Origin of the sequence: Streptosporangium sp. NPDC000509 (assembly GCF_042898365.1) — a bacterium.
Lineage (GTDB): Bacteria > Actinomycetota > Actinomycetes > Streptosporangiales > Streptosporangiaceae > Streptosporangium.
Window position 1 is genome coordinate 134082 of the sequence record NZ_JBIAYX010000022.1, and the last position, 22636, is coordinate 156717.

Below are 22636 nucleotides of genomic sequence, written 5' to 3' on the forward strand. Positions count from 1 at the left end.
TGTGTGAGCGAGCTGTTGTGGTAGAGTAACGACTCGATCGGTCCGGCGTGCCTGCTGGACGCGCAAGCGGAGGTCGTCCTCCCACCTCGTCGGCCGCAAGGTTGACAGGTCAGGATCACAACCGGGGTTAAACCTCCGGCAGAGCTTACGGCGTGAAGCCTTCGAGTTCATGTGGCCCCGCATGCGTGACGTGCGGGGCATCTTGCGTTCGAACGCCCTCGACAGGGTGTGCGTTCTACGACCTCCCGGCACGATCGAGCATGTTGCGGCCTCCTCCCGGACGGCCGCGGATCGCAACCTAGGAGGCCCCATCAGCGCCGAGCCCCGCATCAATGACCGCATTCGCGTGCCCGAGGTCCGCCTCGTCGGCCCGAACGGCGAGCAGGTGGGCATCGTCTCCATCGGCGACGCCTTGAAGCTGGCTCAAGAATCCGACCTCGACCTGGTCGAGGTCGCGGCAACGGCTCGCCCGCCAGTGTGCAAGCTCATGGACTACGGCAAGTTCAAGTACGAGTCCGCGATGAAGGCACGTGAGGCGCGCCGTAACCAGGCGTACACCATCATCAAGGAGATCAAGCTTCGGCCGAAGATCGATCCGCACGACTACGAGACCAAGAAGGGTCACGTGGTGCGGTTCCTCAAGGCCGGCGACAAGGTCAAGGTCACCATCATGTTCCGCGGGCGGGAGCAGTCCCGGCCCGAGCTGGGCTTCCGGCTCCTGCAGCGGCTGGCGGAGGACGTGACGGAGCTCGGCTTCGTCGAGTCCCAGCCCAAGCAGGACGGTCGAAACATGATCATGGTGATCGGGCCGCACAAGAAGAAGGCCGAGGCCAAGGCCGAGAAGGCCGCCGCCAAGGCGCGACATGACGAGAACCCTTCGGGGGACGCGTCATCGGCCGCGGACGGGACGCGCGTCAACGACGAGGTGTCCGTCAACGGAGCGGTGGCGGCTCCGCAGGAGTAACTCGCATAGCCTGGATCGTCAGGTAGTCGCGAGATCAGTCCGAGACCGGGTCCGGTCTCGTAGTCAGGCACGCCCTTGACTTGGGTTACCGGCCCGGGACATCGGCACGATCGAGGGAGAGACGGCTGAGATGCCGAAGATGAAGACGCACAGCGGTGCGAAGAAGCGGTTCAGGCTCACGGGTTCCGGCAAGCTTGTGCGCCGCCGCGCCAACCGTGCGCACTACAACGAGCACAAGCCGTCCACCTTGACGCGTCGTCTCAAGCCCGAGGTCGTGCTCTCCGAGGCCGACGCCAAGAAGATCAAGAAGCTGCTCGCTAAGTAACCGCCCCCGGGGAGATAGATACACATGGCACGCGTGAAGCGGGCGATCAACGCCAAGAAGAAGCGCAAGGTCGTTCTCGAGCGGGCGAAGGGCTACCGGGGTCAGCGATCCAGGCTGTACCGCAAGGCCAAGGAGCAGATGCTCCACTCGATGACGTACGCCTACCGCGACCGCAAGGACCGCAAGGGCACCTTCCGCCGTCTCTGGATCCAGCGCATCAACGCCGCTGCCCGCCAGAACGGCATCACCTACAACAGGCTCATCCAGGGCCTGCGGCTCGCCTCCATCGAGGTCGACCGCAAGATCCTCGCCGACCTCGCGGTCAACGACGCCGCCACGTTCGCGACGCTGGTGGAGGCCGCCAAGAAGGCGCTTCCCGCCGACGTGAACGCGCCGGTCGCCGGCTGAGCGAGGCACTGACGATCGTGCGGCCCGCAGCGATGACGCTGCGGGCCGCATTCGCATTCTTGGGGGACGGGCATGGCCGGGTCTGAGCTGACCAACATCAAGTCACCGCGGGTCAAGGCCGCGCGGAGGCTGACGAAGCGGGCCTTCAGGGACCGCGACCGTTCCTTCCTGGCAGAGGGGCCGCAGGCGGTCCGCGAGGCGCTGGCGCTGGACGGGGTCGTGGTGGAGTTGTTCGCCACGGCCGAGGCCGAGTCGCGTCACGCCGACGTCGTCGCCGCCGCCACCGCCGCGGGGGTGCCCGTCCATCGGGCCAGTGGCGAGGTGATGGCCGAACTGGCCCAGACCGTCACCCCCCAGGGGTTGCTGGCCGTGTGCCGCTTCGTGCACGTGCCCCTGAACACCTCCGTCGTCTCCGGCTCCACCCTGGTGGCGGTGCTGGCCCACGTCCGTGATCCCGGCAACGCGGGCACCGTGCTGCGTACGGCCGACGCCGCGGGCGCCGACTCCGTCCTTTTCACCGACGCCTCGGTCGACCCCTACAACGGCAAGTGCGTGCGGGCGAGCGCCGGCAGCCTGTTCCACCTTCCCGTCACCACGGGCGTCCCGGTGGCGCGGGCGGTGGAGCACCTGAAGGGGGCCGGGCTGCGGGTGCTCGCCGCCGACGGCGCGGGCAGGCAGACCCTGGACGACGTGGACCTGTCAGGCCCGACGGCCTGGATCTTCGGTAACGAGGCGTGGGGGCTCCCCGAGGAGATCCTGAAGCTGGCGGACGAGGTCGTCCGGGTTCCCATCTACGGGCGGGCGGAGAGCCTGAACCTCGCGACCGCCGCCGCGGTCTGTCTGTACGCATCTGCCCGTTCTCAGCGCACCGGCCCCGGCCCCGGGTGACGCCGCCCGCCCGGCGAGGCTGCCGTACGGCGTGAGAAACCCGCTATTGTCGGCGATGTAGCGTCGAGGAGGCGGGGTCGTGCACGGCGAACACACCGGTGAGCGGAGCACCGAGGCCGCTTCTGTGATCGACGTCGACGAGCTTCCCGACGGCCTCGTGGTGACCGACGGTGACGGCCGCGTGCTCACCGTCAACCGGTCCGCGGCCCGCCTGACCGGCGTCACCCGCGAGCGGGCCGCGGGGCGGCACCTGCGCGACGTGTTCTCCTTCCACGACCACGACGGGCGCGACTGGTGGAAGTGGTTCGACCCCTACGGCGGCCTGTCCAGCCGGGCCCGCCAGCCCGAGCTGCCGCTGCGCACCTCCGGCGGCCAGGAGCTGCTGGTGGCCGCCCGGCTGGTGCGCGAGCCCAGGCGGGGTGGCGCGGTCGTCCGGGTGGTCATCACGTTGCGCGACGCCGGGGCACGCGCCCGCCTGGAGCGCAGCCGCGCCGACCTGGTCTCCACCGTCGCCCACGAGCTCCGCTCCCCGCTGACCAGCGTCAAGGGGTTCACCGCGACCCTGCTGGCCAAGTGGACCCGCTTCACCGACGATCAGAAGCTCGTCATGCTGGAGACCGTCAACGCCGACGCCGACCGGGTGACCCGGCTGATCACCGAGTTGCTCGACGTGTCGCGCATCGAGTCGGGGCGGCTGGAGATCCACCGCCAGGTGGTCGACGTCCCGGCCAGGATCTCCAGGATCATCGCGGGCCGGGTGGCCGCGGGCGAGCCGGAGGACCGCTTCGTGCTCCAGGTGCGCGGTGAGCTGCCCGAGACCTGGCTCGACCAGGACAAGATCGATCAGGTGCTCGCCAACCTGATGGAAAACGCGGTGCGGCACGGGCGCGGTACGGTGACAATAGTCGTCGAGCCGAGTGAATGGGGAGTGAGCGTGTCCGTCCGCGACCAGGGGGAGGGCATCCCGCCCGAGCTGGTCACGCGCGTCTTCCGGCAGTTCTGGCGGGGCAACGCCCGCCGCCGGGGTGGCACCGGGCTCGGCCTGTTCATCGTCAAGGGGCTGATCGAGGCTCACGGCGGCACCATCTCCGTGCAGCGCGGGCCCGAGGGCGGCGCCGAGTTTCGATTTATGGTGCCCACCGGCACCCCCGACTTCGCCTGATCGCGAATGTCGGCCCGGTGGGCTTACCCGACTAGACTCATGGCCGCTCAAGCCCTGGATTCGGAGCTCTCTCTTGTCAAACTACGACCCGGTCGAGGTGACCCCGCTGCACGCCGACGAGATGGCGCGCATGCAGGCCGAAGCGCTCGACGCCATCAAGGCGGCGCGCGACCTCGAAGAACTCAAGCAGGTGCGTCTCGCGCACGCCGGTGACCGCTCGCCGATCGCCCTGGCCAACCGTGAGATCGGCGCACTGCCTCCGGCGGCCCGCTCCGAGGCGGGCAAGCGCATCGGCGGCGCCCGCCGGGCGGTCGCCGACGCCCTCGCCGAGCGGCAGGCACAGCTGGAGGCCGAGCGCGACGAGCGGGTCCTCGTCGAGGAGACCGTCGACGTCACGCTGCCCTCCACCCGCGCTCCCCGCGGCGCCAGGCATCCGCTCACCACCCTTCAGGAGCGCATCGCCGACGCCTTCGTCGCGATGGGCTACGAGGTGGCGGAGGGGCCAGAGCTGGAGGGGGAGTGGTTTAACTTCGACGCGCTGAACATCTCTCCCGACCACCCGGCGCGCTCGGAGCACGACACCTTCTTCGTGGAGTCCGTCGACTCCGGCAAGGTGCTGCGCACCCAGACCTCTCCCGTCCAGATCCGCGCGCTGCTCACCCGGGAGCTCCCGGTCTACGTGATCTCGCCGGGCAAGGTGTTCCGCACCGACGAGCTCGACGCCACCCACACCCCGGTCTTCCATCAGGTCGAGGGGCTGGCGATCGACGAGGGCCTGACCATGGCCCACCTCAAGGGCACCCTCGACCGGTTCGCCGAGGTGATGTTCGGTGAGGGCATCACCACCCGCTTCCGGCCCAACTACTTCCCGTTCACCGAGCCTTCCGCCGAGATGGACCTGAAGTGCTTCGTCTGCCGCGGCGCCTCCGCGCTGCCGGGCAACCCGTACTGCCGCACCTGTAAGTCGGAGGGCTGGATCGAGTGGGGCGGCTGCGGCATGGTCAACCCGCGGGTGCTCGTCGCCTGCGGCGTCGACCCCGCCCGCTACAGCGGCTTCGCCTTCGGCATGGGCGTCGAGCGCACCCTGATGTTCCGTCACAACGTCGAGGACATGCGCGACATGGTCGAGGGAGACGTCCGCTTCACGCTTCCCTTCGGAATGGAGATCTGATGAAGGTCCCGCTTTCATGGCTGCGGGAGTATGTCGATCTCCCCGCCGTCACGGCGCACGAGATCGCCGAGAAGCTCACCGCCGCCGGGCTCAAGCTCGAATCCGTCACCTCCTACGGTCACGACATCAAGAACGTCGTCGTGGGCGAGGTGATCTCCTTCGAGACGCTGGAGGGTTTCAAGAAGCCCATCCGCCACTGTCAGGTCGAGGTGGGCGAGGCCGCGCCACGTGAGATCGTCTGCGGCGCGACCAACTTCGAGGCCGGCGACCGCGTTCCGGTCGCGCTGCCCGGCGCCGTGCTGCCCGGCGGATTCGAGATCGCCTCGCGCAAGACCTATGGGCGCCTGTCCGACGGCATGATCTGCTCGGAGGCGGAGCTCGGCATGGCCGACTCCTCACCCGGCATCCTCGTGCTGCCCGCCGGCACCCCGATCGGCGCGGACGTGGTCGAGCTGCTCGGCCTGCGTGACGACGTGCTCGAGCTGGAGATCACTCCGGACATCGGCTACGCCCTCTCGATCAGGGGTGTGGCCCGCGAGGCCGCCACCGCCTTCGACTCGGCGTTCATCGACCCCGCCGACGTCTCCCCGCCCGCCGCGTCGGACCCGTCCTATCCGGCCTCGATCGCCGACCCGTCGGCCTGCGACCGCTTCGTGCTTCGCGAGATCCGCGGGTTCGACCCGTCGGCGCAGAGTCCGCTGTGGATGCGCGCCCGGCTCTCCCGTGCCGGTATGCGCCCGGTCTCGCTCGCCGTCGACGTCACCAACTACGTCATGCTGGAGATGGGCCAGCCGCTGCACGCCTTCGACGCGGCCAAGCTGACCGGCGAGATCGTGGTGCGCAGGGCCGAGCCGGACGAGACGCTGGAGACGCTGGACCACGTGGTCCGAAAGCTCCACCCGGACGACATCCTGATCACCGACGGGTCGGGCGCGATCTCGATGGCCGGCACCATGGGCGGCCTGCACACCGAGATCTCCGACACCTCCACCGACATCGTGATCGAGGCGGCCCACTTCTCCGCCAGCGGCACCGCGCGCATGTCGCGCCGGCACAACCTGGTGAGCGAGGCGTCCAAGCGCTTCGAGCGGGGCGTCGACAGGGAGCTCCCGCTGTACGCCTCCTGGCGTGCGGCGGAGCTGCTGGCCGAGCTCGGCGGCGGTACGATCCAGCCGGGCGTCACCCACGCCGAGGTGGAGGTCGAACCGGTCCACATCGCCGTCCCGAGCGGCTACCCGGGCAGGGTCGCGGGCGCCGCCTACGACCGCGAGACGGTGATCCGCCGCCTGGAGCAGGTCGGCTGCACGGTGGAGAGCTCCGCCACCGCGACCGGATCGGTGACGAGTGGCACGGCAGGCGGCACCGCCGCCACGGGCGACCCGGCCTCCGCCGGAATCGCCGCGAAACTCGCGGTCACCGGTGACGACATGCTGGCGGTCACCCCACCCTCGTGGCGGCCCGACCTGACCGACCCGAACGACCTCGCCGAGGAGGTCATCAGGCTGGAGGGCTACGAGAACCTGCCCTCGATCCTGCCCGCCGCCCCCGCGGGCGCCGGTCTCAGTGAGAGCCAGCGCCTGCGCCGCAGGGTGGGCCGCGCCCTGGCCGCCGCGGGATACGTCGAGATCCTCGCCTACCCCTTCACCGGGGAGCACGATCTCGACAACCTGCAGCTGCCCGCCGACGACGCGCGCCGCGTGGCCGCAAGGCTGGCCAACCCGCTCAGCGAGGACGAGCCGCTGATGCGGACGACCCTGCTGCCCGGCCTGCTCAAGACGCTGGTACGCAACGTGGGCCGGGGGTTCGGCGACGTGGCGCTGTTCGAGGCGGGTCTGGTCTACCGGCCCTCGTCCGACGTGCCCTCCGTCGCTCCCGTGCTGGGCGTCGACCGCAGGCCGAGCCCGGAGGAGCTCGCCTCGATCGAGTCCGCGCTGCCCGCCCAGCCGCTTCGGGTCGGGGTCGTGCTGGCCGGAGAGTTCGAGCCGTCCGGCTGGTGGGGCAAGGGTCGCCCGGCCGGCTGGGCGGACGCCGTCGAGGCGGCCCGCGTGGTGGCCGCGGAGGCCGGCGTCACCCTTGAGGTCCGCGCGGACCGGCACGAACCCTGGCACCCTGGTCGTTGCGCCGCGCTGTACGCCGGTGACGTGCTCGTCGGTCACGCCGGTGAGCTGCACCCGCGCGTCGTCGAGGCGTACGGCCTGCCGCCGCGCACCTGCGCGATGGAGCTGGAGCTGACCCGGCTGGAGTCGCTCGCCGCCGGTTCGCCGCAGGCTCCGGCGATCTCCGCCTACCCTGTCGCGAGCCAGGACGTCGCGCTCATCGTCGACGCGGCGACCCCGGTGGCCGCGGTGGAGGCGGCGCTGCGCGAGGGCGCGGGCCCGCTGCTGGAGTCGATCCGGCTGTTCGACGTCTACACCGGCGCCCAGGTCGGCGAGGGCGGAAAGTCCCTCGCCTACTCGCTGCGCTTCCGGGCGTCCGACCGGACACTCACCGTGGAGGAGACCACCGCGGCCCGTGACGCGGCCGTGGCTCTGGCGGGGGAGCGCACCGGGGCGCGACAGCGCGGAGCCTGACCGGTTCACAGGGGGCTCGGGGCGTGCCCCGGGCCCCCTTTTCGCCGTATCGGGCTGGGATGTCTGTTTTCTGGGGGGTGGCGATGGCATACTCGGCGGTCGCTCGGGGTGGATCGCCTGCCCGGAGCGGAGAAGAGCTTTCCCCGGGAGGAGGGGATGATGAGGCATCTGTTGGTGTTCGCCGAGCGTGACGCGGCCAAGGAGGTCGCCGAGAGCGTGGCAGGGGAGTTCCCGGTGATCGGGGTGCCCGAGGTGGTGAGGGAGACCCTCGCGGGCGAGGACGACGCCGAGGACGCTCAGTGGCTGGTGGTCGTAGAAGACCCTTCCGGCGCGCTGCCGCCGGAGGGGGTTACCCGGCTGGAGGCGCTGGCCGAGAGGTACGAGGGCTGGCTCGAGAGCGGGTGAGACGCGGCCCCGGCCGTGGACTCCCGCCAGGAGGGGCGGGGCCCGCGGCGTCCGAGACGTCTGGCCGGTATGGCGGAGCCCGCCTCAGGCGCGGGCGGCCTCCTCGCGGCGGGCGCGCTCCCTGACCGCGTGCTCGTCGGTGCGGGCGTCGTAGGTGCGGAACCTCGGCAGCAGCGCGGCCATCGCGGCCACCGCGCCGACGCACAGCAGCCCGCCGGCGCCCAGGGAGAAGCGGGTGCCGCCGAGCTGGGCCATCAGGCCGGCCCTGGCATTGCCGAGCATCGGACCGCTGGTGTAGGAGAGCAGCTCGATCCCCGCCAGACGGCCGCGGAACTCGTCGGGGATGGTCTGGTTCCAGATGGTCGAGCGGAAGACACCGCTGATCATGTCGGCGGCTCCGGCCACGGCCAGGAAGGCGAAGATGCCCCAGACGTTGGGCATCAGCGCCGCCAGCGCCACCGCCACCCCCCACACGGCCGCCGCGACGATCACGCCGAGGCCGTGCCGGTGCACGTGCGCGGTCCATCCGGAGGTGACCGAGGCGATCAGCGAGCCGATGGCGGAGGCGGAGAAGAAGAGTCCGAGAGCCTCGGGGGCGCCCAGTTCGTCGGCGAGGAACGGATACAGCGCGGTGGAGAACGCGAAGATCATCGCGGCGATGTCGACCAGATAGGTGCCCATCAGGTCGGAGCGGCCCACGGCGTAGCGGACCCCCTCGATCAGGGAACCGATCGAGGCTTCGGGACTGTCCTCCGAGCGCGGCTGGGCCCGGACCATCCAGAGCAGGACCAGGGAGGCAAGGAAGGTCACGACGTTGATGCCGTACGCGGCGGCGACGCCGAACCAGGCCGCGATCAGGCCGCTGAGGCCCGGGGCGACGATGGCGCCCAGGTTCCACCGGAAGGCGCTGAGGGCGGCGGCCGCGGTCAGCTGGTCGTGCCTGACCACGCGCGGCAGCAGCGCCTCCAGGCTGGGCCGCTGCAGGCTGCCCAGCCCGGCCGAGAGCGCGCCGACCACGTACAGCACCCAGACCTGTGGTTTCGGCAGCAGCGCGTTGAGGGTCAGGATCGCGACCGTGAGGCAGAGGCCCACCTCGGTGAGGAGAATGATCTTGCGTCGGTCGAGGGCGTCGGCGATCGCCCCGCCCCAGAGCCCGCACACCACCATCGGGACGAACTCGGCCACGCTGACCAGGCCGACCGCCAGGTAGGAGCCGGTGAGCTCCTTCATCTGCAGCGGGACCGCGACCAGTGTCAGGAAGGTGCCGAACATCGTGATGACGCCGGAGCCGAAGAGCAGCCGGAAGTCACGCGAGTCGCGCAGGGGGCTGAGATCCATCGCCAGACGGCGAAGCAGGGATTTGATCGGTCGATCGGCGTTTTCCGGCACGAGCAGTCAGTGTCGACGGTGACCTGTGCGAGGGCAAACCATTTTCCGAACAGGTCACCGTCGGGATGGGGTATCGGAAAACCGTTTCCGACGCGGGGAAGGCGATGGCGACGGGCGCCCGGCCGGATGTGGCCCCCCGGGAGGTCTCCTGCGGGTGCGGAGCAGTGTGTCAGAGGTTGAGGACCTCCTGGCGCAGGCGGGTCTTGAGGATCTTGCCGCCGGGGTTGCGGGGGAGCTCCGTCTCGCGCACCCAGAACCTGACCGGGATCTTGAAGGGGGCGATCCGCTCGCGCAGGAAGGCCCGCAGTTCCTCGTCGCTCGCCGGGGACGACAGGCGGAGCACCGCGCCGACCTCCTCGCCCAGTTCCTCGTGAGGGATTCCTATCACCGCGGCGTCCTCGACCGCCGGGTGTTCGAACAGTGCGGCCTCGACCTCGGCGCAGTAGACGTTCTCGCCGCCGCGGATGACCATGTCCTTGGCCCGGTCCACGATGAACACGAACCCCTCCTCGTCCACCCTGGCGAGGTCTCCGGTGTGCAGCCATCCGTCGACGATGGTCTCCGCGGTGGCCTCGGGCCGGTTCCAGTAGCCCAGGATGACGTTCGGGCCGCGCAGGCAGAGTTCGCCGACCGCGCCGACCGGCACCTCGCGGCCGCCCGGGTCGGCGATCCGCACCTCGACCACGGCCATCGGCAGGCCGATGCTGTCGGGTTTGGCCAGGTAGTCGGCTCCGGTGTTGCTGATGGCGAGCGCGGTGGTCTCGGTCATGCCGTACCCGTTGGAGGAGGAGCGGTTGGGCAGCTGCTCGGTGATGCGCTCCAGCAGTTTCGGCGGGGCGGGGGCGCCGCCGTACCCGAGGCCGCTGAGGCTGGAGATGTCGTACTTGCCCAGGTCGGGGTGCGACAGGAGCTGCCACACGTTGGTGGGGACGCCGGTGAGACCGGTGATCCGCTCGCGCTCGATCAGCTCCAGCGCGCGGCCCGGGTCCCACTTGTACATCAGCACCAGGCCACCCCCGCTGAACATGGTGGTGGTCAGCACCGCGAAGCAGCCGGTGGCGTGGAAGAGCGGCACGGTGAGCAGGGTGATCCGCCGCTGCCCCGAGGTCTCACCCGGATCCTTGCCCGCCCTGATCGCGCCCCGGTACATGCCGTAGGCGACGGTCATCGGCGACTGCCCGAGGTTGCGGTGGCTGCCGAGCGCGCCCTTGGGGCGGCCGGTGGTGCCGGAGGTGTAGAAGATCGTCGCCGGGTCCTCGGGGGAGAGGTCGACCGGTGGCAGCGTCACGTCCGCCTCCACCTCGCCCAGCACGTCCTCGAAGGAGCGGGCGCCCTCGGGTGTCTCGCCGCGGGTCACGATGAGCGCCGGGCCGGGCCCGGCGAGCCCGGCCGCCCGTTCTCCGTCGGCGATCAGCACCTTGGCCCCCGAGTCGGAAAGCCCGTACTCCAGCTCCTGCGGCGTCCACCACGCGTTGAGCGGCACGGCTATCGCCCCCGCGGCCAGCGCGGCCGAGAAGGCGATCACCCATTCGGGGTAGTTGCGCATGGCGATGGCCACCCGGTCGCCCTTGACCACGCCGTAGTCGTCCACCAGGCGTCGCGCGAGCGAGGCGGCCAGCCGGTAGTGCTCCTCGTAGGTGATGCGTTCGTCCTCGTACGCCAGGAAGACCTTGTCGCCGTGGAACCTGCTCGTCTCGAGAAGTGCCCGGAAGTCGCGGGGCGCGTGCTTCCAGGTTTTGACGGTCCCGCCGTGGCTGAGGATCTCTTCCGTCTCGAAAAGCTGCCCCGGTGCGGTGAGCCGGGCCTGGAGCTGGTCATGGGTGACAGTCATGCGTTCGCACTCCCGGAGGACGAGGGGCCGGAAACGTCACGATACCGACCGGTAGGTACGTGCAACAGGGCCGAAACATGACCGATGGCCTCGTGCCCGTATTCACAAGTCGCGAAGCGTGATTTTCTGATCTTTCAGCCTGGGTGGGGTATTTCTGAGCCTGGAAGCCCGTCGCCCTCGCCGGGCTTGCATGGCAATCCTTCAAGATGCATAATCTTTCTAGTAAGTCCATGAGAAGTAGTGCATGAATATGCATAAACCGAGAGGGGTCGGATGAGAGCGGCGATCGCGGGTGCCAGCGGTTACGCCGGAGGTGAGCTCCTGCGCCTGCTGCTGTCCCACCCCGGCATCGAGATCGGCGCGCTGACGGCGGCCTCAAGCGCGGGCACCGCCCTCGGCGCCCACCAGCCACACCTGGCCCCGCTGGCCGACAGGATCCTGCTGGAGACCGCTCCCGAGACCCTCGGCGGCCACGACCTCGTCTTCCTCGCCCTGCCGCACGGGCAGTCGGCCGCCGTCGCCGAGCGGCTCGGCGACGGCACCCTCGTGGTCGACTGCGGCGCCGACTTCCGGCTCGCCGACCCCGCCGCCTGGGAGCACTTCTACGGTGGCGTCCACGCGGGCACCTGGCCCTACGGGCTGCCCGAGCTGCCGGGGCGACGCGAGGAGCTGCGCGCCACCCGGAGGATCGCCGTGCCGGGGTGCTACCCGACGGCCGTCACCCTGGCCATGTTCCCCGCCTTCGCCGCCGGACTCGTCGGCCCCGACGTGGTGGTGGTCGCCGCCAGCGGCACCAGCGGGGCCGGCAGGGCGCCCAAGCCGAACCTCCTGGGCAGCGAGGTGATGGGCTCCGCCAGCGCGTACGGTGTCGGCGGCGTCCACCGGCACACCCCGGAGATGGAGCAGAACCTCTCGCCCCTGGCGGGTGAGCCGGTCACCGTCTCCTTCACCCCCGTGCTGGCACCGATGAGCCGCGGCATCCTCGCCACCTGCACCGCCCCCGCCAGGCCCGGCCTCACCCCGGCGGTCCTGCGCGAGGCGTACGAGACCGCCACCAAGGACGAGCCGTTCCTGCGGCTGCTCCCCGAGGGCCAGTGGCCCGCGACCTCGATGACCCTCGGCGCCAACACCGCCGCTCTCCAGGTCGTCCTGGACGAGCGCGCGGGTCGCGTCGTCGCCGTCGTCGCCATCGACAACCTCACCAAGGGCACGGCCGGAGGCGCGATCCAGAGCGCCAATCTCGCCCTCGGCCTGCCGGAAGAGTTCGGCCTACCTCTCAATGGAGTCGCCCCATGAGCGTGACCGCACCTCTCGGCTTCCGGGCGTCGGGTGTCGACGCCGGGATCAAGTCCAGCGCCGACCGCGACCTGGCACTGATCGTTAACGACGGCCCCTCGCGCGCCGCGGCCGGGGTCTTCACCAGCAACCGGGTGAAGGCCGCGCCGGTCCTGTGGTCCGCCCAGGTGCTGGCCGGAGGCCGGGTCCACGCCGTCGTCCTCAACTCCGGCGGCGCCAACGCCTGCACCGGGCCGCTCGGCTTCCAGGACACCCACGCCACCGCGGAGAAGGTCGCCGAAGCACTGGGAGACTCGGCGGGGGAGATCGCGGTCTGTTCCACCGGCCTGATCGGCGAGCGGCTGCCGATGGACTCGCTGCTGGCCGGGGTCGACCTCGCGGTCTCCCAGCTCGCCAGGGACGGTGGCCTGGCCGCCGCCGACGCCATCCGCACCACCGACACCGTTTCGAAGATCTCCTTCAGAAAAGGCGAGGGCGGCTACATGGTCGGTGGCATGGCGAAGGGCGCGGGCATGCTCGCCCCCGGCCTCGCCACCATGCTGTCGGTGATCACCACCGACGCGGACCTGCCCGCCGAGCACCTCGACGAGGTGCTCCGTAAGGTGACGCGGGTCACCTTCGACCGCCTCGACGCCGACGGCTGCATGTCCACCAACGACACCGTGCTGCTCCTGGCCAGCGGCGCCTCCGGGGTCGTTCCCGACCTCGCCGAGTTCGAGCAGGTGCTTCTCGCCGTCTGCGCCGACCTCGCCCGCCAGCTGCTGATGGACGCCGAGGGCGCCTCCAAGGCGATCGCCATCGAGGTCGTCGGAGCCGCCTCCGAGGACGACGCGGTCACCGTCGGCCGCGCCGTTTCCCGCTCCAACCTCTTCAAGTGCGCCATCTACGGCGAGGACCCCAACTGGGGCCGGGTGTTGTCGGCCGTCGGCACCACCGACGCCGTGTTCGAACCCGACAGGCTCAACGTGGCGATGAACGGCATCTGGATCTGCAGGGGCGGCGCCGCGGGCGACGACCGCTCCAAGGTCGACCTCACCCCGCGCGAGGTGACGATCACCATCGACCTGTCGGCGGGACCGCATTCGGCGACGATCCACACCACCGACCTCACCGCGGAGTACGTCCACGAGAACTCGGCGTACTCCACATGAGGCGCGTCGAGGCACTGACGAAGGCCACCACGCTGATCGAGGCCCTGCCCTGGCTCGCGAGTTTCCACGGCGCGACCGTCGTCATCAAGTACGGCGGCAACGCGATGACCGAGGAGCACCTTCGCGAGAAGTTCGCCGCCGACGTCGTCTTCCTGCGCTACGCCGGGCTCAAGCCGGTGATCGTGCACGGGGGAGGGCCGCAGATCAACGCCCAGCTCGACCTCCTCGGCATCGAGTCCACCTTCACCGCGGGGCTCAGGGTCACCACCCCCGAGGCCATGCAGGTCGTCAGGATGGTCCTCGTCGGCCAGGTCAACCGCGACGTGGTCGGCCTGATCAACCGGCACGGGCCGTTCGCGATCGGCATGTCCGGTGAGGACGCCCACCTGTTCACCGCCGTACGCAAGCACGCCGTCGTCGACGGCGTCGGCGTCGACATCGGCCAGGTCGGCGACATCGTCAAGGTCGAGGCCGGAGCCGTGCGGGCGCTGCTGGACGACGGACGGATCCCGGTGATCTCCTCGGTCGCGCGCAGCGACGACGGCACCGTCTACAACGTCAACGCCGACACCGCCGCCGCCGCGCTCGCCGTGGCGCTCCAGGCCTCCAAGCTGATCGTCCTGACCGACGTCGAGGGCCTGTACCGCGACTGGCGCCCCGGCACCGACGAGAACGAGATCATCGAGCAGCTGTCCGCCACCGAGCTGGAGAAGCTCCTGCCGAGCCTGTCCAGCGGCATGATCCCCAAGATGGAGGCCTGCCTGACCGCCGTCCAGGGCGGCGTGCCACGGGCCCACGTGCTCGACGGCAGGGTGCCCCACTCGGTGCTGCTGGAGATCTTCACCGACGAGGGCATAGGAACCATGGTGCTGCCGGACGCCGCCGAGGCGGCGGCCGCGCCGGAGCCGGTCAGGCGGCGGCCCGAGGCCCCCGCCCAGCTGAAGGGGAACGACGAGTGAGCACGCAGGAAAGCCCCACCGGAGAGGCGCTCGCCAGGCGCTTCGAGGCCGCCTTCATGGCCAACTACGGCGTGCCCCCGTTGGCGCTGGCCCGAGGCGAGGGCGCGAGGGTCTGGGACGTCGACGGCCGCGAGTATCTCGACCTGATCGGCGGCATCGCGGTCAGCTCGCTCGGCCACGCCCATCCCGCGCTGGTGGAGGCCGTCTCCCGTCAGGTCGCCACGCTCGCCCACACCAGCAACCTCTTCCTGCACGAGCCCGAGGTGCTGCTCGCCGAGCGTCTGATCGGCCTGCTCAAAGCCCCGGCCAAGGTGTTCCTCAGCAACTCCGGTACCGAGGCCAACGAGGCCGCGCTGAAGCTCTCCCTCAAGTACGGCAAGTCGAACGGCCGCACCTACTTCGTGGCCGCGGAGAACGCCTTCCACGGCCGTACCCTCGGCGCGCTCGCCCTGACCGGCAAGCCCTCGATCCGCGACCAGTTCGGCCCGTTCTCGATCGATGTCCGCTTCGTCCCCTACGGTGACGCGGACGCGCTCAAGAACGCGGTCACCGGCGAATGCGCGGCGGTCTTCCTCGAACCCACCCAGGGCGAAGCGGGCGTCGTGCCCCCGCCCGAGGGCTACTTCACGGCCGCGAGGGAGATCTGCGACGCCACCGGCGCGCTGCTCGTCGCCGACGAGATCCAGTCGGCGATCGGCCGCACCGGGCACTGGTTCGCCCACCAGCACGAGGGCATCCTGCCCGACGTGCTCACCCTGGCCAAGGGCCTCGGCGGCGGCATGCCGATCGGCGCCTGCGTCGGCTTCGGCGCGGCGGCCACCGTCTTCGCCCAGGGAGACCACGGCTCCACCTTCGGCGGAAACCCCGTCTCCGCCGCCGCCGCGCTCGCCGTCCTCGACACCATCGACAGGGACGGCCTGCTGGAGCACGTCCGCACCCTCGGCGCCGAACTCGTGGAGGGCATCGCCGCGATCGACCACCCGCTGCTCGCCGGTGTCCGCGGCCGGGGGCTGTGGCGGGCCGTCGTGCTGAGTGATAACCGCTCCGCCCAGGTCCAGGCCGCCGCGCAGCGCGCGGGCTTCCTGGTCAACGCCCTCCAGCCCGACGCGGTACGGCTCGCGCCCCCGCTGGTGATCACATCCGCCCAGGTCGCGGCCTTCGTGGCCGCCCTTCCCGCCATCCTCGACGAGGCCGCAGATGCCCAGTAACCTCGCCGGACAGGCGCACGTCAGGCACTTCCTGAGGGACGACGACCTCTCGCCCGCAGAGCAGGCACAGGTGCTCGACCTGGCCGAGGCCGTGAAGAAGGACCGCTACGCCTACCGCCCCTTCGAGGGCCCGCAGACCGTCGCCGTCCTCTTCGACAAGCACTCCACCCGCACCCGCGTCTCCTTCGCGGTCGGTATCGGCGAGCTCGGCGGGCTCCCCCTCATCCTCGACGCCGGATCCTCCCAAATGGGCCGGGGCGAGTCGATCGAGGACACCGCCCGAGTCCTGGAACGCCAGGTGGGCGCGATCGTGTGGCGCACCTCGGGCCAGGAGAGGATCGAGGCCATGGCCTCGGCGTCCTCGGTGCCGGTGGTCAACGCCCTCACCGACGAGTTCCACCCCTGCCAGATCCTCGCCGACCTGCAGACCGTGCGGGAGCACTTCGGCAGGACGGCGGGGCTCACCCTGGCCTACTTCGGAGACGGGGCCAACAACATGGCCCACTCCTACCTGCTCGGCGGGGCCGTCGCCGGCATGCACGTGCGGATCGCCACCCCCGCCGGATACCTGCCGGACGCCGAGATCCTTCGGCGGGCCGGCGAGGTCGCCGCCGAGACCGGCGGATCCGTCGCCGTCCTCGCCGACCCGGCCGAGGCCGCCGCGGGCGCGGACGTGATCGCCACCGACACCTGGGTCTCCATGGGCCAGGACGGCAAGGAACAGCGGATCGCCGACCTCATGCCGTACCAGGTCAACGCCGCGCTGATGAGCCGGGCCGCCCCCGGCGCCGTCGTCCTGCACTGCCTGCCCGCCTATCGCGACCTGGAGATCTCCGCCGAGGTCCTCGACGGCCCGCGGAGCCTGGTGTGGGACCAGGCGGAAAACCGGCTGCACGCCCAGAAGGCCCTGCTGTACTGGCTGGTCTCGATGGCGGGCCGCGACGGGTCCCGGAACGCCGACCTCGCGGGTGACACGCGCGGAGGCGGGTGATCCGTGTGACGATCCCGATGACCAAGGTCGCCCGCCAGGCACGGATCGCCGACCTCCTGCAGCGGCAACCGGTCAGATCCCAGCCCGAACTGGCCAAACTCCTGCTGGAGAGCGGTGTCGAGGTCACCCAGGCCACCCTCTCCCGCGACCTGGACGAACTCGGCGCGCTCAAGCTGCGCGCCGAGGACGGCTCCCTGGTCTACGCCCTGCCAGGGGAGGGCGGCGGCCGGATAGGGCTCGCCAGGCTCGGCACCGGAGAGTCACCCGCCGCCAGGCTCAGCAGGTTCGCGGAGGAACTCCTCGTCTCCGCCGAGGCCTCCGCCAACCTGGTCATCGTCCGTACGCCGCCGGGCGCCGCGCAGTTCCTCGCCTCCGCCATCGACCACGCCGACTGGGAGTCCATCCTGGGCACCGTCGCGGGAGACGACACGATTCTCGTCATCAGCCGCGACCCGATGGGCGGGGCAGCTGTCGCCGAGGGATTGCTGCGGCACGCCGACCGACGTATTTAGCCTGCTCAGGCGGTCATCCCTGGCAACATCTGACTCCTGTGCCAACAAGATCTTGGAGATATCCATCATGACCGACCGGGTCGTACTCGCATTCTCCGGAGGACTCGACACCTCCGTTGCCATTCCCTTCCTCGCCGAGAAGACCGGTGCCGAGGTCGTCGCGGTCGCCGTGGACGTCGGTCAGGGCGGCGAGGACATGGAGGTCATCCGCAAGCGCGCCATCGACTGCGGCGCCGTGGAGTCCGTCGTCGTGGACGCCCGCGAGGAGTTCGCCACCGACTTCTGCGTGCCCGCCCTGCAGGCCAACGCCCTCTACATGGACCGCTACCCCCTGGTCTCCGCCCTGTCGCGGCCGCTGATCGTCAAGCACCTGGCCGCGGCGGCGAAGGAGTTCGGCGGCACGCACGTCTCGCACGGCTGCACCGGCAAGGGTAACGACCAGGTCCGCTTCGAGGCCGGCCTGGCCGCCCTGTACCCCGAGCTCAAGGTCATCGCCCCCGCCCGCGACTACGCGTGGACCCGGGACAAGGCGATCGCCTACGCCGAGAAGAAGAACCTGCCGATCGAGACGTCCAGCAAGAACCCGTACTCCATCGACCAGAACATCTGGGGCAGGGCCATCGAGACCGGCTTCCTCGAGGACATCTGGAACGGCCCGATCGAGGACATCTACGCCTACACCGCCGACCCGGCACAGCCGCGCGACGCGGACGAGGTCATCATCAGCTTCGTCAAGGGCGTCCCCGTGGCGCTGGACGGGCGTCACCTCACCCCGTTCCGGATCATCGAGGAGCTCAACCGCCGCGCGGGCGCCCAGGGCGTCGGCCGCCTCGACATGGTCGAGGACCGGCTCGTCGGCATCAAGTCCCGAGAGGTCTACGAGGCGCCGGGCGCCATCGCCCTGATCACCGCCCACATGGAGCTGGAGAACGTCACCGTCGAACGCGACCTCGCCCGCTTCAAGCGGTCGGTGGACCAGCGCTGGGGCGAACTCGTCTACGACGGCCTCTGGTTCTCCCCGCTCAAGAAGGCCCTCGACACCTTCATCGCCGAGGCACAGGAGCACGTCACCGGCGAGATCAGGATGACCCTGCACGGCGGCCGGGCCACCGTGACCGGGCGCCGCTCCGAGGCGTCGCTGTACGACTTCAACCTCGCCACCTACGACACCGGCGACACCTTCGACCAGTCCCTCGCCAGGGGATTCGTCGAGCTGTGGAGCCTGCCCTCCAAGATTGCCTCCGCCCGTGACGCCCGACCGGTCCGATTGGGCTAAGGTCGCGGATTGAACTGGGAGGGAGAACAACGGTGACTGATGGTGGCAAGCCCATGCGGCTCTGGGGCGGCCGGTTCGAAGGAGGTCCGGCCGACGCGCTGACCAGGCTCTCGGTGAGCGTGCACTTCGACTGGCGGTTGGTGCCGTACGACCTGATGGCCTCGCGCGCGCACGCCAGGGTGCTGCACCGCGCGAACCTGCTGAGCGACGACGAGCTGGCGCGCATGATCGGCGCCCTGGACGACCTGGAGCGCGCCTGCAAGGCGGGCGAGTTCCGGCCGACCGTCGCCGACGAGGACGTCCACACCGCACTGGAGCGCGGCCTGCTGGAACGCCTCGGCACGCTCGGAGGCAAGCTCCGGGCCGGTCGCAGTCGCAACGACCAGGTCGCCACCGACCTACGGCTCTACCTCCGCGACCACGTCAGGCACATCGTGTCCAGGCTGGTGGAGCTGGAGACCGCGCTGATGAGCCAGGCCGAGGAGCACGCGGAGACCGCGGCCCCCGGTATGACCCACCTGCAGCACGCGCAGCCGGTCTCCTTCGGCCACCAGCTCCTGGCGCACGTGCACGCCTTCGCCCGCGACATCGATCGTCTGCGCGACTGGGACAGGCGCGCAGCCGTCTCCCCGCTGGGAGCGGGGGCGCTGGCCGGGTCCTCCCTGCCGCTCGACCCCCGGGCCGTGGCCGGAGAGCTCGGTTTCGACTCCGCCGCGCCCAACTCGATGGACGCGGTCGCCGACCGCGACTTCGCCGCCGAGTTCCTGTTCGACGCGGCGATGATCGGCGTGCACCTGTCGCGGCTGGGCGAGGAGATCGTCCTGTGGGCCTCGCAGGAGTTCCGCTGGATCGAGATGGACGACGCCTACTCCACCGGCTCGTCGATCATGCCGCAGAAGAAGAACCCCGACGTGGCCGAGCTGGCCCGAGGCAAGAGCGGCCGTCTCATCGGCAACCTCATGGCGCTGCTGACGACCCTCAAGGGCCTGCCGCTGACCTACAACCGCGACCTGCAGGAGGACAAGGAGCCGGTGTTCGACTCCGTCGACAGCCTGCTGCTGGTCCTTCCCGCGATGGCCGGACTCGTCGCGACCATGCGCGTCAACACCGCCAAGCTGGAGGCCTCGGCCCCCGACGGGTTCGCGCTCGCCACCGACCTGGCCGAGCTGCTGGTCCGCAGGGGGGTCGCCTTCCGCGAGGCTCATGAGGCGGTCGGGCACCTGGTCGTCTGGTGCCAGGTCAACGACAAGGACTTCGGCGAGCTCACCGACGAGGAGCTGGCCAAGGTCTCACCGCACTTCACACCCGACTCCCGTGAGGTCCTCTCGGTGCCGGGCGCCCTGGCGGCCCGCAAGGCGCACGGCGGTACGGCACCCGACCGGGTCCGCGACCAGCTCATCGCGCTGCGGGAGATCGTCGACGCTCAGGCCGCCTGGGCGAGCGGAAGCTGATGCGGGGCGAGGATCGGTCCGACACGCCGCTGGCCCGCGGCTTCTTCGACCGGCCCGCCCACGAGGTCGCCCCCGACCTGCTGGGACGGGTGCTCGTACACGGACAGGTCGCGTTGCGGCTCACCGAGGTAGAGGCCTACGGGTTGCCGGGTGAGGATCCCGCGTCGCACACCTATCGGGGCCGGACGCCACGTAACGCGGTGATGTTCGGCCCACCGGGTCACCTGTACGTCTATTTCACGTACGGTATGCACTTCTGCGCCAACCTCACGTGCCTCCCCGAGATGATCGGCTCCGGTGTGCTGTTGCGGGCCGGAGAGGTGATCTCCGGCGTGGAGACCGCCCTGGCCCGCCGGAGCGCGGGAAGCACCAAGCCCGTCAGGGAGGTCGATCTCGCCAGAGGGCCGGCGCGACTGGCGGTGTCGCTCGGATTCACCCGCGAGCACAACGGGCTCGACGCCTGTGCCCCGGGATCACTCTCCGTGATCGAGGGCGAACCTGCCAAGGCGTCATCCATCCTGTCGGGACCACGCACCGGTGTCTCGTCAGGAAAGGAGACGTTGTGGCGCTTCTGGATCGACGGAGAGCCCACGGTCTCACCCCACCGCCCGCATGTCCCGCGCCGGCGGTAGGCCGCGCATGCTCTCCCCTGCCGATCTTTCTCCCGACTGTCCTGGGGCGCGAGAAGGGTTTCGAGTGGCGCGGTGGTGCCGTGATCGGGCAGGGTGTACGAGAGCGCTAAATGTCCCTTCGAGCATTGGAAAGCAAGGATCGTGACCGACATTCTGGATGACCTCGCCTGGCGCGGCCTGATCGCGCAGTCCACCGACATCGACGCCCTGCGCGCGGCGATGGCCGAGGGTCCGATCACGGTCTATTGCGGCTTCGACCCGACCGCCCCCTCCCTGCACGTCGGCAATCTGGTCCCGCTACTCACCCTCACCCGCCTCCAGCGGGCGGGCCACCGGGCCATCGGCCTGGTGGGAGGCGCGACGGGCCTGATCGGCGACCCCAGCGGGCGGAGCACCGAGCGCTCGCTCAACTCCTCCGACGTCGTGGCCGAATGGGTGGCGCGGATCCGCGTCCAGGTGGAGAAGTTCCTTGACTTCTCGGACGAGAAGACCGGGATCCTCGTCAGCAACCTCGACTGGACCGAGGGCATGTCCGCGATCGACTTCCTGCGCGACGTCGGCAAGCACTTCCCGGTCAACCGGATGCTCGCCCGCGAGTCGGTCTCGGCCCGACTGGGCGGAGAAGGGCTCAGCTACACCGAGTTCAGCTACCAGATCCTGCAGGCCAACGACTACCTGGAGCTGAACAGGCGCCACGGCTGCACGCTCCAGATCGGTGGCAGCGACCAGTGGGGCAACATCACGGCGGGAACCGACCTCATCCGCCGGGTGACGGGCAGCCACGTGCACGCCCTCACCGTGCCGTTGATCACCAAGGCCGACGGGACCAAGTTCGGCAAGACGGCCGGCGGCGCGGTCTGGCTCAACCCGGAGATGACCTCCCCGTACGCGTTCTACCAGTTCTGGCTGAACGCGGACGACCGTGACGTGGTGAAATTCCTCAAGATCTACAGCTTCCGGTCCCGTGAGGAGATCGAAGGGCTGGAGAAGGCCGCCGCCGAGCGGCCCGCCGGGCGCGAGGCGCAGCGGGCGCTCGCCGAGGAGTTCACCACGCTGCTGCACGGCGCCGACGAGTGCGCCGCGGTGATCGCCGCCTCGGCGGCCCTGTTCGGCCAGGGCTCCCTGCAGGAGCTGCCGGCGCGCACGCTGGGGGAGGCCCTCGCCGAGGTGCCGCGCGCGGAGGTCCCCACCTTGGGGGCGTCCTTCGTCGACCTGCTCGCCGAGAGTGGCCTGGTCAAGTCGAAGTCGGAGGCGCGCCGAGCGGTGAAGGAGGGGGGCGCCTACCTCAACAACGTCAAGGTCACCGACGAGGCGTACGTGCCGTCCGCCGATGATCTGCTCCACGGACGCTTCCTGGTGCTGCGCCGTGGCAAGCGTTCCGTCGGCGGCGTCGAGATTCTCGCGCCCTGACTTTTCCTCCGCACATCCGCACGCTGGTGTGATGTGGATCTTCCGCGTTGTCCCGGTCTTTGTTGGCTTCTGGCCTTTGGCCAGGTCAACGCGGAAGATCCCGAGCGGCCGGCGTCCGGCTCCGGCCGGGATACCGGCCGTCTTGTTGAGTAACGTTCCGGTAGCGAACGCTCCTGGTTTTCCTAAGCAACCGCGCTGACCTGCGGTTTTGTTGGGAGCGGCTGATTTGACGATGCTTCGAAGGGCGCATAATCTTTTCAATGCCCCGGAGCGAGCCGGACGCCGATCGGCGGACGGGCCCAGGGCCACTCCACCTGAACGAACCTGAGTGTTCGGACTCCGCGTAGGTCACCGGAAAACCGGTTGAGTTCGCTGCGTCCTGGATGGCAGGGTTGGTTCAGTGGGTTGCCTCGAGAGCGAGGCGGAGAGAATCCTAGCGAGTTTACAGGTTTTGTGACAATACAGCTGCCGGTCAGCAATTTGACACAATCTTGATAGGCTTGTACGGTTGAAATACGAAATGGAACGCCCCGGAGTTCTGCCGGACCGGTTGGTCGGGTCAGGGTGATGGTGTACGCGTCCGTTTCTTGAGAACTCAACAGTGTGTTAAAAGCCAGTGCATGAAGCACAACCCCGT

General features: G+C 69.9%; 20 protein-coding genes. 18 read left to right on the plus strand and 2 right to left on the minus strand.

Features of this window, described 5'->3' with window-relative positions; all coding sequences use genetic code 11:
- Positions 1-310: 310 nt before the first annotated feature.
- The 8 genes from infC to ACFY3D_RS33345 all read left to right on the plus strand — a co-directional run bounded on the left by infC (position 311) and on the right by ACFY3D_RS33345 (position 7893).
- Positions 311-964 carry a translation initiation factor IF-3 gene (gene infC, locus ACFY3D_RS33310; RefSeq protein WP_350949193.1) on the plus strand — a complete coding sequence of 218 codons (654 nt, stop codon included), beginning with the start codon at positions 311-313 and terminating at the stop codon, positions 962-964.
- A 130-nt stretch (positions 965-1094) separates the two neighbouring features.
- Positions 1095-1289 carry a 50S ribosomal protein L35 gene (rpmI, locus tag ACFY3D_RS33315; RefSeq protein WP_362517752.1) on the plus strand — a complete coding sequence of 65 codons (195 nt, stop codon included), beginning with the start codon at positions 1095-1097 and terminating at the stop codon, positions 1287-1289.
- Between the two features lie 24 nt (positions 1290-1313).
- Positions 1314-1697 (plus strand): 50S ribosomal protein L20, encoded by a 384-nt coding sequence (rplT, locus tag ACFY3D_RS33320; RefSeq protein ID WP_012892552.1) that lies wholly within the window; start codon positions 1314-1316, stop codon positions 1695-1697.
- 72 nt (positions 1698-1769) lie between these two features.
- Positions 1770-2585 carry a TrmH family RNA methyltransferase gene (locus tag ACFY3D_RS33325; RefSeq protein WP_389986988.1) on the plus strand — a complete coding sequence of 272 codons (816 nt, stop codon included), beginning with the start codon at positions 1770-1772 and terminating at the stop codon, positions 2583-2585.
- 79 nt (positions 2586-2664) lie between these two features.
- The gene (locus ACFY3D_RS33330) at positions 2665-3747 is read left to right on the plus strand and encodes an ATP-binding protein (protein WP_350949177.1); all 1083 of its coding nucleotides are present in this window, start codon (positions 2665-2667) and stop codon (positions 3745-3747) included.
- A gap of 121 nt (positions 3748-3868) precedes the next feature.
- Entirely contained in the window at positions 3869-4918 is a 1050-nt protein-coding gene (pheS, locus tag ACFY3D_RS33335; protein ID WP_350949194.1) for a phenylalanine--tRNA ligase subunit alpha, read from the plus strand.
- Positions 4918-7488 carry a phenylalanine--tRNA ligase subunit beta gene (locus ACFY3D_RS33340; protein ID WP_389986991.1) on the plus strand — a complete coding sequence of 857 codons (2571 nt, stop codon included), beginning with the start codon at positions 4918-4920 and terminating at the stop codon, positions 7486-7488. Before pheS ends, ACFY3D_RS33340 begins: the two co-directional genes overlap by 1 nt.
- 159 nt (positions 7489-7647) lie before the next feature.
- Complete coding sequence (locus ACFY3D_RS33345) at positions 7648-7893, plus strand: hypothetical protein (protein ID WP_389986994.1); 246 nt, start codon at positions 7648-7650, stop codon at positions 7891-7893.
- An 84-nt stretch (positions 7894-7977) separates the two neighbouring features.
- Here ACFY3D_RS33345 and ACFY3D_RS33350 read toward each other — a convergent pair whose 3' ends face one another.
- Positions 7978-9231 carry an MFS transporter gene (locus tag ACFY3D_RS33350; RefSeq protein WP_362905619.1) on the minus strand — a complete coding sequence of 418 codons (1254 nt, stop codon included), beginning with the start codon at positions 9229-9231 and terminating at the stop codon, positions 7978-7980.
- A gap of 220 nt (positions 9232-9451) precedes the next feature.
- Positions 9452-11113 (minus strand): class I adenylate-forming enzyme family protein, encoded by a 1662-nt coding sequence (locus ACFY3D_RS33355; protein WP_389986998.1) that lies wholly within the window; start codon positions 11111-11113, stop codon positions 9452-9454.
- Between the two features lie 273 nt (positions 11114-11386).
- Here ACFY3D_RS33355 and argC point away from each other — a divergent pair, with 273 nt between their 5' ends.
- The 10 genes from argC (at position 11387) to tyrS (ending at position 21999) form a co-directional block, all read left to right on the plus strand.
- Positions 11387-12409: an N-acetyl-gamma-glutamyl-phosphate reductase gene (gene argC, locus ACFY3D_RS33360; RefSeq protein WP_389987001.1), complete on the plus strand. Its 1023-nt coding sequence runs from the start codon at positions 11387-11389 to the stop codon at positions 12407-12409.
- Positions 12406-13560: a bifunctional glutamate N-acetyltransferase/amino-acid acetyltransferase ArgJ gene (argJ, locus tag ACFY3D_RS33365; protein ID WP_350949184.1), complete on the plus strand. Its 1155-nt coding sequence runs from the start codon at positions 12406-12408 to the stop codon at positions 13558-13560. The genes argC and argJ overlap by 4 nt, the downstream gene beginning before the upstream one ends.
- The gene (argB, locus tag ACFY3D_RS33370; RefSeq protein ID WP_389987006.1) at positions 13557-14519 is read left to right on the plus strand and encodes an acetylglutamate kinase; all 963 of its coding nucleotides are present in this window, start codon (positions 13557-13559) and stop codon (positions 14517-14519) included. The genes argJ and argB overlap by 4 nt, the downstream gene beginning before the upstream one ends.
- A 56-nt stretch (positions 14520-14575) precedes the next feature.
- Complete coding sequence (locus ACFY3D_RS33375; RefSeq protein WP_389987026.1) at positions 14576-15727, plus strand: acetylornithine transaminase; 1152 nt, start codon at positions 14576-14578, stop codon at positions 15725-15727.
- Positions 15717-16718, plus strand: a complete 1002-nt coding sequence (gene argF, locus ACFY3D_RS33380; protein WP_389987009.1) for an ornithine carbamoyltransferase — start codon at positions 15717-15719, stop codon at positions 16716-16718. The genes ACFY3D_RS33375 and argF overlap by 11 nt, the downstream gene beginning before the upstream one ends.
- A 5-nt stretch (positions 16719-16723) precedes the next feature.
- Positions 16724-17230, plus strand: a complete 507-nt coding sequence (locus tag ACFY3D_RS33385) for an arginine repressor (RefSeq protein WP_350949187.1) — start codon at positions 16724-16726, stop codon at positions 17228-17230.
- Between the two features lie 67 nt (positions 17231-17297).
- Positions 17298-18506, plus strand: a complete 1209-nt coding sequence (locus ACFY3D_RS33390) for an argininosuccinate synthase (RefSeq protein ID WP_350949188.1) — start codon at positions 17298-17300, stop codon at positions 18504-18506.
- A 53-nt stretch (positions 18507-18559) separates the two neighbouring features.
- Entirely contained in the window at positions 18560-19957 is a 1398-nt protein-coding gene (gene argH / locus ACFY3D_RS33395; RefSeq protein WP_350949196.1) for an argininosuccinate lyase, read from the plus strand.
- Positions 19957-20589, plus strand: a complete 633-nt coding sequence (locus ACFY3D_RS33400; RefSeq protein WP_389987011.1) for a DNA-3-methyladenine glycosylase — start codon at positions 19957-19959, stop codon at positions 20587-20589. The genes argH and ACFY3D_RS33400 overlap by 1 nt, the downstream gene beginning before the upstream one ends.
- A 141-nt stretch (positions 20590-20730) precedes the next feature.
- Complete coding sequence (gene tyrS, locus ACFY3D_RS33405) at positions 20731-21999, plus strand: tyrosine--tRNA ligase (protein ID WP_350949190.1); 1269 nt, start codon at positions 20731-20733, stop codon at positions 21997-21999.
- The last annotated feature ends 637 nt before the right edge of the window (positions 22000-22636 follow it).

Coding starts and splice junctions, on each gene's coding strand:
- ACFY3D_RS33340 (WP_389986991.1), top strand. CDS start 4,918: ATGAAGGTCCCGCTTTCATGGCTGCGGGAGTATGTCGATCTCCCCGCC.
- pheS (WP_350949194.1), top strand. CDS start 3,869: ATGGCGCGCATGCAGGCCGAAGCGCTCGACGCCATCAAGGCGGCGCGC.
- argH (WP_350949196.1), top strand. CDS start 18,560: ATGCGGCTCTGGGGCGGCCGGTTCGAAGGAGGTCCGGCCGACGCGCTG.
- argB (WP_389987006.1), top strand. CDS start 13,557: ATGAGGCGCGTCGAGGCACTGACGAAGGCCACCACGCTGATCGAGGCC.
- rplT (WP_012892552.1), top strand. CDS start 1,314: ATGGCACGCGTGAAGCGGGCGATCAACGCCAAGAAGAAGCGCAAGGTC.
- ACFY3D_RS33355 (WP_389986998.1), bottom strand. CDS start 11,113: ATGACTGTCACCCATGACCAGCTCCAGGCCCGGCTCACCGCACCGGGG.
- argJ (WP_350949184.1), top strand. CDS start 12,406: ATGAGCGTGACCGCACCTCTCGGCTTCCGGGCGTCGGGTGTCGACGCC.
- ACFY3D_RS33325 (WP_389986988.1), top strand. CDS start 1,770: ATGGCCGGGTCTGAGCTGACCAACATCAAGTCACCGCGGGTCAAGGCC.
- ACFY3D_RS33400 (WP_389987011.1), top strand. CDS start 19,957: ATGCGGGGCGAGGATCGGTCCGACACGCCGCTGGCCCGCGGCTTCTTC.
- ACFY3D_RS33350 (WP_362905619.1), bottom strand. CDS start 9,231: ATGGATCTCAGCCCCCTGCGCGACTCGCGTGACTTCCGGCTGCTCTTC.
- ACFY3D_RS33345 (WP_389986994.1), top strand. CDS start 7,648: ATGAGGCATCTGTTGGTGTTCGCCGAGCGTGACGCGGCCAAGGAGGTC.
- argC (WP_389987001.1), top strand. CDS start 11,387: ATGAGAGCGGCGATCGCGGGTGCCAGCGGTTACGCCGGAGGTGAGCTC.
- rpmI (WP_362517752.1), top strand. CDS start 1,095: ATGCCGAAGATGAAGACGCACAGCGGTGCGAAGAAGCGGTTCAGGCTC.
- argF (WP_389987009.1), top strand. CDS start 15,717: ATGCCCAGTAACCTCGCCGGACAGGCGCACGTCAGGCACTTCCTGAGG.
- ACFY3D_RS33375 (WP_389987026.1), top strand. CDS start 14,576: ATGGCCAACTACGGCGTGCCCCCGTTGGCGCTGGCCCGAGGCGAGGGC.
- ACFY3D_RS33390 (WP_350949188.1), top strand. CDS start 17,298: ATGACCGACCGGGTCGTACTCGCATTCTCCGGAGGACTCGACACCTCC.